The organism is Arenimonas malthae CC-JY-1, from assembly GCF_000747075.1.
Classification (GTDB): Bacteria; Pseudomonadota; Gammaproteobacteria; order Xanthomonadales; family Xanthomonadaceae; genus Arenimonas; species Arenimonas malthae.
This window is the reverse complement of the sequence record NZ_AVCH01000203.1, coordinates 42,958-53,834: the sequence shown is the minus strand read 5'-3', so window position 1 is coordinate 53,834 and position 10,877 is coordinate 42,958. Positions and strand designations below refer to the sequence as shown.

10 protein-coding genes are annotated in these 10,877 nt (G+C 69.3%); 9 read left to right on the top strand and 1 reads right to left on the bottom strand.

The features are described 5' to 3' along the window. The coding region (locus N790_RS13785; protein ID WP_043805138.1) for a DUF4124 domain-containing protein at positions 1-214 on the bottom strand (214 nt) is incomplete at its 3' end. 96 nt (positions 215-310) lie between these two features. Here N790_RS13785 and miaB point away from each other — a divergent pair. The 9 genes from miaB (at position 311) to N790_RS13740 (ending at position 10,822) form a co-directional block, all read left to right on the top strand. Continuing rightward, positions 311-1,672, top strand: coding sequence for a tRNA (N6-isopentenyl adenosine(37)-C2)-methylthiotransferase MiaB (gene miaB, locus N790_RS13780; RefSeq protein ID WP_043805136.1), 1,362 nt, complete (start codon positions 311-313; stop codon positions 1,670-1,672). Further along, positions 1,669-2,640, top strand: a complete 972-nt coding sequence (locus N790_RS13775) for a PhoH family protein (protein WP_043805134.1) — start codon at positions 1,669-1,671, stop codon at positions 2,638-2,640. Before miaB ends, N790_RS13775 begins: the two co-directional genes overlap by 4 nt. After that, positions 2,637-3,098 (top strand): rRNA maturation RNase YbeY, encoded by a 462-nt coding sequence (gene ybeY, locus N790_RS13770; RefSeq protein WP_043805133.1) that lies wholly within the window; start codon positions 2,637-2,639, stop codon positions 3,096-3,098. Before N790_RS13775 ends, ybeY begins: the two co-directional genes overlap by 4 nt. A gap of 71 nt (positions 3,099-3,169) precedes the next feature. Continuing rightward, positions 3,170-4,018, top strand: coding sequence for a CorC family transporter (locus N790_RS13765; RefSeq protein WP_043805131.1), 849 nt, complete (start codon positions 3,170-3,172; stop codon positions 4,016-4,018). Next, positions 4,005-5,204 carry a lipoprotein N-acyltransferase Lnb domain-containing protein gene (locus N790_RS13760; protein ID WP_043805129.1) on the top strand — a complete coding sequence of 400 codons (1,200 nt, stop codon included), beginning with the start codon at positions 4,005-4,007 and terminating at the stop codon, positions 5,202-5,204. The genes N790_RS13765 and N790_RS13760 overlap by 14 nt, the downstream gene beginning before the upstream one ends. Before the next feature lie 37 nt (positions 5,205-5,241). Continuing rightward, positions 5,242-6,240, top strand: coding sequence for a magnesium and cobalt transport protein CorA (locus N790_RS13755; protein WP_043805127.1), 999 nt, complete (start codon positions 5,242-5,244; stop codon positions 6,238-6,240). Positions 6,241-6,303: 63 nt separating this feature from the next. Next, positions 6,304-7,698 carry an oxygen-independent coproporphyrinogen III oxidase gene (gene hemN, locus N790_RS13750; RefSeq protein ID WP_043805125.1) on the top strand — a complete coding sequence of 465 codons (1,395 nt, stop codon included), beginning with the start codon at positions 6,304-6,306 and terminating at the stop codon, positions 7,696-7,698. 19 nt (positions 7,699-7,717) lie between these two features. After that, positions 7,718-8,467 carry a helix-turn-helix domain-containing protein gene (locus tag N790_RS13745; RefSeq protein ID WP_043805122.1) on the top strand — a complete coding sequence of 250 codons (750 nt, stop codon included), beginning with the start codon at positions 7,718-7,720 and terminating at the stop codon, positions 8,465-8,467. 75 nt (positions 8,468-8,542) lie between these two features. Further along, positions 8,543-10,822, top strand: a complete 2,280-nt coding sequence (locus tag N790_RS13740) for a nitric-oxide reductase large subunit (RefSeq protein WP_043805120.1) — start codon at positions 8,543-8,545, stop codon at positions 10,820-10,822. Positions 10,823-10,877 lie beyond the last annotated feature (55 nt).

The window sequence follows — 10,877 nt, the reverse complement described above, 5'->3', positions numbered from 1 at the left end:
CGCCACCGGCCGCGGCGGCCGACGGCGCCGCGGCGCGGGGCCGGGCATCGGCCTGGCTGAAGGTGGACACCACCTTGCAGCTGGCGCCGGCGATCTTCCGGCCGGTGTAGTTCGGGATGCCGTCGGCGCCGGTGCACCGGTAAAGCGTGCCCGCCGCGGCCGGGAAGGCGGCGGCGGCCAGCAGGCAGGCCAGCAGGGCGCGACGGAGGTTCATGGGCGCGAGGTTTACTCCTGCCGGGGCCGCTTGCCAAGTGGCGCCCCGGCCCCGCGCTACAATACCGCCCCCCTCCGGAACGGATTAACCGCCGCCATGCCCGGGACTTCGCCTTCGAAAGGCAAGCTCTACATCAAGACCCACGGTTGCCAGATGAACGAGTACGACTCGGCCCGCATGGCCGACGTGCTCGCCGCCGAACACGGCCTGGAACTGACCCAGGACGAGGCCGAGGCCGACGTCATCCTGGTCAACACCTGTTCGATCCGCGAAAAGGCCCAGGAGAAGGTGTTCTCCCAGCTGGGCCGCTGGAAGCACCTGAAGAAGGACAAGCCGGTGCTGATCGGCGTCGGCGGCTGCGTGGCCAGCCAGGAGGGCGAGGCCATCCTCAGGCGCGCGCCCTTCGTCGACCTGGTGTTCGGCCCGCAGACCCTGCACCGCCTGCCCGGCATGATCGACGCCCGCCGCGACAGCGGCCGCCCGCAGGTGGACGTGAGCTTCCCCGAGATCGAGAAGTTCGACCGCCTGCCCGAGCCGCGCGCGGAAGGCCCCACGGCCTTCGTCTCCATCATCGAGGGCTGCAGCAAGTACTGCTCGTTCTGCGTGGTGCCCTACACCCGCGGCGAGGAAGTGAGCCGGCCCTTCGACGACGTGCTGCTCGAATGCGCCCAGCTGGCCGCGCAGGGCGTGCGCGAGATCCACCTGCTGGGCCAGAACGTCAACGCCTACCGCGGCGCCACCGCCGACGGCGACGAGGCCGACCTGGCGCTGCTCATCCGCGCCATCGCCCAGATCGAGGGCGTGGGCCGCATCCGCTACACCACCTCGCACCCGGTCGAGTTCACCGACAGCCTGATCGAAGCCCACCGCGACGTGCCGCAGCTGGCCAGCTTCCTGCACCTGCCCGTGCAGTCGGGCTCGGACCGCATCCTGGCGGCGATGAAGCGCGGCCACACCGCGCTCGAGTACAAGGCAAAGATCCGCCGCCTGCGCGAGGCCAAGCCCGGCATCGTGATCAGCTCGGACTTCATCGTCGGCTTCCCCGGCGAAACCGAGCGCGACTTCGAGGCCACCCTGAAGCTCATCGAGGACATCGGCTTCGACCAGAGCTTCTCCTTCGCCTACTCGCGCCGCCCCGGCACGCCGGCCGCCAACCTGCACGACGAAGTACCCGCCGACGTCGCCAACGCCCGCCTGCAGCGCCTGCAGGCCGCCATCAACGCCAATGCCCGCAGGATTTCCGAGGCCATGGTCGGCGGCATCGAGCGCGTGCTGGTCGAGGGCCCCAGCGCCAAGGACCCGGCCGAGCTCACCGGCAAGACCGAAAACATGCGCAACGTGAACTTCCCCGGCCCGCGCCGCCTGGTGGGCCAGTTCGTCGACCTGCGCATCACCGAGGCCCGCACCAATTCGCTGCGCGGCGAAGTGGTGGCGGTGGCCGGGGAGGCGCTGGCATGAGCAAGCGCGGCCAGCGCGATTTCGCGCTCGAACCCGAGGACAACGTCCGCCTGGCGAACCTGTGCGGCCCCACCGACGAACACCTGCGCCTGGTGGAACTGCGCCTGGGCGTGGAAGTGGCCAACCGCGGCCACGTGTTCCGCGTCACCGGCGACGAGGCGGCGGTGGAGGCGGCGGAAAAACTGCTGCGCGCGCTCTACGAGGAAACTGCCTTCGAAACCCTGGACCCGCACAAGATCCACCTGCGCATGGGCCAGGCCAACCTCGAGCGGCTCGACCAGGGCCCTTCGCCGCAGGAAGTGACCATCCGGGTCAAGCGCGGCACGGTGCGTGGCCGCGGCGCCAACCAGGCGAAATACCTGCACGCCATCGCCACCCACGACATCAATTTCGGCATCGGCCCGGCCGGCACCGGCAAGACCTTCCTGGCGGTGGCCATGGCGGTCGAGGCCCTGAACGAAAGCCGCGTGCAGCGCCTGCTTCTGGTGCGCCCGGCGGTGGAGGCCGGCGAGAAGCTGGGTTTCCTGCCCGGCGACCTGAGCCAGAAGGTCGACCCCTACCTGCGGCCGCTCTACGACGCGCTGTACGAAATGCTGGGCGTGGAAAAGGTGGCCAAGCTGCTCGAGCGCAACGTCATCGAGATCGCGCCGCTGGCCTACATGCGCGGCCGCACGCTCAACGACGCCTTCGTCATCCTCGACGAGGCGCAGAACACCTCCATCGAGCAGATGAAGATGTTCCTCACCCGCATCGGCTTCGGGTCCACCGCGGTGATCACCGGCGACCTGAGCCAGATCGACCTGCCCAAGCACCAGAAGTCCGGCCTGCGCGACGCCATCGACGTGCTGCGCGGGGTGGAGGGCATCAGCTTCACCTTCTTCACCGCCCACGACGTGGTGCGGCATCCGCTGGTGGCGCGCATCGTCCGGGCTTACGATGCCCGGGACGGGAAGGAGTCGCAGGAATGACCAAGGGTCCGGTGCAGCTCGATGTCGGCGTCAGCTACGGCCTGCCCCGCAAGGGCCTGCCCAGCGCCGCCAGTTTCCGCAAATGGGCCGCCGCGGCCGCCGAGGGCCGCATCCGCCGGGCCGACCTGGCCATCCGGCTGGTGGACGCCAAGGAAGGCCGGGCCCTGAACCGGCACTACCGCGGCAAGGACTACGCCACCAACGTGCTCAGTTTCCCGGCCGACCTGCCCGAGGGCGTCGACCTGCCCCTGCTGGGCGACCTGGTCATCTGCGCGCCCGTGGTGGCCAAGGAAGCCCAGGACCAGGGCAAGCCCCTGGCCGCCCACTACGCCCACCTCACCGTGCACGGCGTGCTGCACCTGCTGGGCCTGGACCACGAGGACGAGCGCGAGGCCGAGGCCATGGAGCAGCTCGAGCGCGAGATCCTGGCCGGGCTGGGCCTGCCCGACCCCTATTGAGCCGAAATGAACCCGTCGCGGGTTCCGGGTAGAATCGGGCGCTCCGCCCCCGTGGCGCCTGCCCTACCGAGATGTCCGAAGATTCCCCTAGTAGCCTGCCGGAACGCCGCTCCTGGCTTGACCGCCTGAGCCTGGCCTTTTCCGGCGAACCCCGGACCAGGGAAGACCTGGTCGAGATCCTGCGCGAGGCCCAGGCCAACGGCCTGCTCGGCGCCGATACCCTGAAGATGCTCGAGGGCGCCCTGTCGGTGTCCGAGCAGCAGGTCGGCGACATCATGGTGCCCCGCTCGCAGATGGTGTCCCTGCCCGTGGACGCGAAGTTCATGGACCTGATGCGCCTGGTGGTCGAATCCGGCCACAGCCGCTTCCCCGTGCACGGCGAAGACCGCGACGAGATCCTCGGCATCCTGCTGGCCAAGGACCTGCTGCGCGGCATGGTGGCCGACGGCGGCCCCGGCAGCGTGCGCGAACTACTGCGCCCGGCGGTGCTGATCCCCGAATCCAAGCGCCTGAACGTGCTGCTCAAGGAGTTCCGCCTCTCGCGCAACCACATGGCCATCGTGGTGGACGAACACGGCGGCGTCGCCGGCCTGGTCACCATCGAGGACGTGCTCGAGCAGATCGTCGGCGAGATCGACGACGAACACGACGACGCCGACGAAGCCAAGCTCATCGCCGCCCAGGCCGACGGCCAGTTCATGGTCGACGCCCTCACCCCGATCGGCGACTTCAACGAGCAGTTCGGCGCCGATTTCCCGGACGACGAATACGACACCATCGGCGGCCTGGTCACCGCGGCCATCGGCCACCTGCCCGAGGCGGGCGAGGAACTGGCCCTGGGCCGCTTCCACTTCCGCGTGGGCCGCGCCGACCGCCGGCGCGTGCATACCTTCGTGGTGAGCGTGCATGCGGAAGCCTGAGCGGCGCCGCGGCGCGGCCGCCCTGCCCCTGCCCGTGCTCCTGCTGCTGTGCCTGGCCTGGCTGCTGCCCGGCCTGGCCGCGGCGGCGCCGCGCATCGGCGTGCTCACCATGGAGCCGGGCGAAATCTTCTGGGAGCGCTTCGGCCACAACGCCATCGTCGTGGACGACCCGGCCGGCCCCGGCCCGCTGTCCTACAACTTCGGCTTCTTCGACCTCGACGAACCGGGCTTCCACTGGAACTTCGTGCGCGGCCGCATGGAGTACCGGCTGGAAGTGCTGTCGCTGGACCACGACCTGTACGGCTACGAGCAATCCGGCCGCGGCGTGGTGGTGCAGTGGCTCGACCTGGCGCCGGGACAGGCGGACGCCCTGGCCGCCGCGCTGGCCCTGCACGCGCGCCCGGAAAACGCCCGCTACACTTACGACTACTACACCGCCAACTGCTCCACCAAGGTGCGCGACGCGCTCGACCAGGCCCTGGGCGGCGCGCTCAAGGCGCAGCTGTCGGGCCGCTCGCAGGGCAACACCTTCCGCAGCGAATCGGTGCGCCTGGCCGCGCCGGCGCCGTGGATGGCGGTGGGTTTCCACGTCGGCCTGGCCGGTTATGCCGACCGCCCGCTGTCGCGCTGGGAAGAATCCTTCATCCCCATGCGCCTGCGCGACGCCCTGCGCGAAGTGAAGCTCGAGGACGGCCGCCCGCTGGTGGCCAGCGAAGAATCCCTGCTGCCGCACCGCATCGGCCAGCCGCCCGCCGAAGCCCCGCGCCTGCGCGGCCAGGCCTTCCTGGCCGGCCTGGCCCTGGCCGGCCTGGTGCTGTGGTCCGGCCGCCGCGCGCCGCGTGCGCTGGCCGCCGGGGCGCTCGCCTTCTGGGGGGTCGCCGGCCTCGCCGGCCTGACGCTGGCCTTCCTGTGGCTGGGCACCGCGCACGTGGCCGCGCACGGCAACGAAAACCTGCTGTTGCTCAGCCCGCTGTGCCTGGCCTTGCTGCCGGGCGGCTGGGCGCGACTGCGCGGCCGCGAGCCCTCGCGCCGGTTCGCGCCGCTGCTGTGGGTGGTGGCCGGTGGCGCCGCGGTGGCGGGCTTCATGAAATTCCTGCCCTTCCTGCCGCAGCAGAACGTGGAATGGGTGCTGCTGCTGTTGCCGCTGCACTGGGCCCTGCTGCGCACCTTCGACCCCAAGCGCTGACCTTGCCCGCGCGCCCATGCCGGCCGATGATGCCGGCATGGAAAACGCCCAGAAGCCTTCGCCCGCCTGCGTCGTCAACTGCGTCCGCTACGGCCGCGACGGCGCCCGCCGCGACATCACCCTCGACGAAATCAGCGACGTGCTGGCCGTGGACGACGGCAGCTTCGTCTGGGTGGGCCTGTACGAACCCGAGGAATCGCTGCTCGACAAGCTGCAGGAGGAATTCGACCTGCACGACCTGGCCATCGAGGACGCCCACCACGCCCACCAGCGACCCAAGATCGAGGCCTACGGCAATTCGCTGTTCATCGCCGTGCATACCGCCCAGGCGCTGGAAGGCAAGGTTTCCTTCGGCGAAACCCACATCTTCGTCGGCCCGCGCTACCTGGTGACGGTGCGGCACGGCACCTCGCTGTCCTACAACGCGGTGCGCGCCCGCTGCGAACGCGAACCCGAGCTGCTGGCCATCGGCCCCACGTACGGCCTGTACGCCGTGCTCGACTTCATCGTCGACAACTACCTGCCCATCGTCGACGACTTCCGCGAGAAGCTCAACGCGCTCGAGCAGGACATCTTCGCCGAGAGCTTCAGCCGCGAGACCGTGCGCAAGCTCTACGACCTCAAGCGCGAACTCACCCGGCTGCGGCTGGCGGTGGGCCCGATGCAGGACATCACCGGCCAGCTCACCCGCGTGCACACCAACCTGGTGGGCGAGGAAATGCGGCTCTACCTGCGCGACGTGTACGACCACACGCTGCGCGTGAACGACGCCACCGACACCCTGCGCGAAATGCTCACCGCGGCCATGTCGGTGAACCTGGCGCTGGTCACCGTGGCCCAGGGCGAAGTGGTGAAACGCCTGGCCGGCTGGGCCGGCCTGCTGGCCGCGCCCACGCTCATCGCCAGCTGGTACGGCATGAATTTCCGGCACATGCCCGAGCTGGGCGGACGCTACAGCTACGCCATCCTGGTGGGCGCGACGGTGGCGGTGGTGGCCGGGCTTTTCGTCGTGTTGCGCCGCGCCAAATGGATCTGAGCGCACACCGCGGCTTGACCGGTGTCAAGGACGGGGACGGCACGGGCGGCTAGTCTGCCTGCCATGGCTGCCATCCCCCCCTTCGACGCCGACCTGCTCCGCCGCTACGACCGGCCGGGTCCCCGTTACACCTCCTACCCGACCGCGCCGCAGTTCAAGCCGGGCTTCGGGCCGGCGGAGTTCGCGAAGGCGGCCAGGCTGAGCAACGACGACCCGATCCCGCGCCGGCTGTCGCTGTATGCGCACGTGCCGTTCTGCTTCAGCCCCTGCTTCTATTGCGGCTGCAACCGCATCATCACTCGCGACCTGGCCCGCGCCGAGACCTACCTGGCGCGCCTGGTGCGCGAAGTGGCCCTGCTCGGCCCGCTGTTCGACCGCGACCGCGAAGTGCTGCAGATCCACCTCGGCGGCGGCACCCCGAACTTCTTCAGCCCTACCCAGATCGGCGAGCTGCTCGAGAGCCTCAACACCCACTTCCGCTTCAGCCAGTCGCCGGCGCGCGATTTCTCGATCGAACTCGACCCGCGCTTCATCAACAAGGGCGACATCGAGGCCCTCGCCTTCATGGGTTTCAACCGCGCCAGCCTGGGCGTGCAGGACTTCGACCCGGCCGTGCAGGCCGCGGTGAACCGCATCCAGTCGGTGGAGGAGACCCAGGCCGTGATCGACGATTGCCGCAAGCATGGCTTCCGTTCGGTCAACGTGGACCTGATCTACGGCCTGCCGCGCCAGACCCGCGAGGGCTTCGGCCGCACGCTCGACACCGTCGTGGCCACCCGCCCCGACCGCCTGGCCATCTACAGCTACGCGCACATGCCGCAGCTGTTCCGCCCGCAGAAGCAGATCGACGAAGCCCTGCTGCCCAGCGCCGAGGACAAGCTGGGCCTGCTGCAGCTGGCCATCGAGAAGCTTTCGGCCGCGGGCTACCGCTACATCGGCATGGACCACTTCGCCCTGCCCGGCGACGACCTGTCGGTGGCCCAGGAGAAGGGCGGCCTGCACCGCAACTTCATGGGCTACACCACCCACGCCGACTGCGACCTGGTGGGCATGGGCGTGAGCGCCATCAGCCACGTCGGCGACACCTACAGCCAGAACCCGCGCGACCTGCCCAGCTGGGAGATCGCCATCGACAACGGCCGCCTGCCCACCTGGCGCGGCATGCAGCTCGACGCCGACGACGTGCTGCGGGCCGACCTGATCCAGCAGCTGATGTGCCAGGGCGAGGTGGACATCCCCGAGCTCGAGGAGCGCCACGCCATCGACTTCGGCCTGTATTTCCAGGACGACCTGGCCCGGCTGCTGCCCCTGCAGGCCGACGGCCTGGTCGAGGTCTCGGCCACCCGGATCACGGCGACCTCGCGCGGCCGGCTCCTGCTGCGTATCATCGCGGCATGCTTCGACCGCTACCTGCACCAGGCCCAGGCCGAACCCGCGCGCTTCTCCAAGGCCATCTGAGCCCGGCCGGGGTGTCCCCGTGAGCCCGCCGGCCCACCGCCCGCGGCACAACCCCATCGCCGACGACGGCGACGCCCTGCATTTCTGCAGCACTTGCGCGTTCTCGGACGCCTGCCTGTCGCAGGGGTACGACAAGTCGTCGCTGATGGACCTGCACGTGCTGGTCGAGCACATCGGGCCCTTCCACGAAGGCGAACACATCTTCCGCGAGGGCGACGAGTTCAACGCCATCGCCGCGGTGCGCGCCGGCACGGTGAAGACCTACGTGCTCGACGCCACCGGCCAGGAGCAGGTGCTGGGCTTCCACCTGCCCGGGGAAATCATCGGCCTCAACGCCATTTCCGAGGCCCGCTACCCCTGCAACGCGGTGGCGCTGGACACGGTGATGCTGTGCCGGTTCTCGTTCCCGAAGATGGCCCTGCTGGCCACCCGCATGCCGGGGCTGCAGGCGCAGCTGTTCAAGCTGCTCAGCCAGGACATCGGCAAGGCCGCCCTGCTGGCCGGCGACTACAGCGCCGACCAGCGCATGGCCGCCTTCCTGGTGGCGCTGTCGCGGCGCTTCGCGCAGCGCGGCTTTTCTGCCACCCGCCTGCACCTGACCATGACCCGCACCGACATCGCCAACTACCTGCGCCTGGCCCCGGAAACGGTGAGCCGCGTGCTGCGGCGCCTGCAGGAAGACGGCCTGGTCAAGGTGGAGCGGCGCGAGCTGGAAATCACCAACCCCGCCGGCCTGGAAGAGCTGGCCCGGGCGGTCCTGCGGAACTGAAGGCCACTTGACCTGAGTCAGTGACCGGGCGGGCCCCGGTGACGAGCATGGCGGCATCCTGTCAGGAGAGCCGTCATGAGCAGTACCCGCAAACTATGGACAGCGCTAGCCGTCCTGCTCGCGGTCTCGTTCGCCGCCCTGCTTTGGGTCGGCAGCGAGATCCACCGTGTCATGCCCCCCATCCCCGAGAAGGTCGTCACGACCTCGGGCGAGGTGGTCTTCACCCGCGATGACATCCAGACCGGCCGCACCGTCTGGCAGTCCATCGGCGGCCAGCAGCTGGGCTCGATCTGGGGCCATGGCGGCTACGTCGCCCCGGACTGGACGGCCGACTGGCTGCACCGCGAGGCCGTGGACATCCTCGACCGCTGGGCCCGCGCCGACCATTCCGCGCCCGACTATGCCTCGCTGGGCAAGCCCGAGCAGGCCGCGCTCGAAGCCCGGCTGCAGGAAATGATGCGCGCCAACACCTTCGACGAAGGCAGCGGCACCATCACCATCGACGCCGACCGCCTGGCCGCCATCACCAACGTCTCGGCGCACTACCAGAGCCTGTTCAGCAACGACCCGGCCACCAAGGTGCTGCGCGAGGCCTATGCGATGAAGGACGACACCGTCCCGAACGCGGAGCACCGCCGCCAGATGACCGCGTTCTACTGGTGGACCGCCTGGACCGCCGTCACCGAGCGCCCGGGCAAGGACATCACCTACACCAACAACTGGCCGCACGACCCGGTGGTGGGCAACACGCCGCCGCCGCACCTGCTGGGCTGGACGGTGTTCAGCGTGCTGTTCCTGATCGCCGGCGTGGCCCTGCTGGGCTGGCACTACGCCGTGAACCACGAGCGCGACGAAGACCCGAAGCTGCCGCTGGCCGACCCGCTGGCGCAGGTGGTGGTGACGCCGTCGATGAAGGCCACGGCCAAGTATTTCTGGATCGTGGTGGCGCTGTTCCTGACCCAGATCCTGCTCGGCGCGGTCACCGCGCACTACCAGGTGGAAGGCCAGGAAGCCTACGGTTTCGCGCTGTCGGAAATCCTGCCCTACTCGCTCACGCGCACCTGGCACACCCAGCTGGCGGTGCTGTGGATCGCCACGGCCTGGCTGGGCATGGGCCTGTACATCGGCCCGGCCATCTCCGGGCATGAACCGAAGTACCAGGCGCTGGGCGTGAACGTGCTCTGGGTCTGCCTGATCATCATCGTGGTGGGTTCCTTCGCGGGCCAGTGGTTCGCGGTGATGCAGAAGCTGGGCCTGGAGAAGAACTTCTGGTGGGGCCACCAGGGCTGGGAATACGTGGACCTGGGCCGCTTCTGGCAGTGGTTCCTGTTCCTGGGCCTGGGCATCTGGCTGACCCTGGTGGGCCGCTGCCTGGTGCCGGCCATCCGCAAGGGCGGCGAGTCGAAGTCCATCACCACCCTGCTCTTCCTCTCCACGGTGGCGATCGGCCTGTTCTACGGCGCCGGCCTGCTGTGGGGCGAGCACACCCACCTGTCGATGGTGGAGTACTGGCGCTGGTGGGTGGTGCACCTGTGGGTGGAGGGCTTCTTCGAGGTCTTCGCCACGGCGGTCATCGCCTTCCTGTTCACCAAGCTGGGCCTGATCAAGGTGAAGACCGCCACGGTGGCCGTGCTGTTCGCCACCATCGTGTTCATGGCCGGCGGCGTGCTGGGCACCCTGCACCACCTGTACTTCACGGGCACCCCGACGGCGGTGATCGCCCTGGGCGCTTCGTTCTCGGCGCTGGAAGTGGTGCCGCTGGCCTACGTGGGCTTCGAGGCCTACCACACCTACAAGCTCGGCCATGCCACGCCGTGGATGCAGCGCTACAAGTGGCCGATCCTGTTCTTCACCGCGGTGGCGTTCTGGAACCTGGTGGGTGCGGGCCTGTTCGGCTTCCTCATCAACCCGCCGCTGCCGCTGTACTACATGCAGGGCCTGAACCTGACCCCGCTGCACGGCCACACCGCGCTGTTCGGCGTGTACGGCATGCTGGGCATCGGCCTGATGCTGTTCTGCCTGCGCGGCATGAAGCCGAACGCGATCTGGCCGGAAGCGCCACTGCGCACCGCCTTCTGGGCGATGAACATCGGCCTGGCGGGCATGGCGCTGTTCACCCTGCTGCCCATCGGCATCCTGCAGCTCAACGCGGCCATCGGCGAAGGCTACTGGTTCGCCCGCTCGGCCGAGTTCATGCAGCGGCCGATCATCGACATGCTGGTGTGGATGCGCGTTCCGGGCGACACGATCTTCAGCATCGGCGCGCTGTCGCTGGCTTGGTTCGTGCTGCGCCTGTGGGTCGCGCCCCGCACGGCCCCGGCCAAGGTGGAGGGAGGCGTCGAGACCGCGCGCTAAGGATGGCGCATCCCCGGGTTCGACAACCCTCGACGGGGCCGCATCGCGGCCCCGT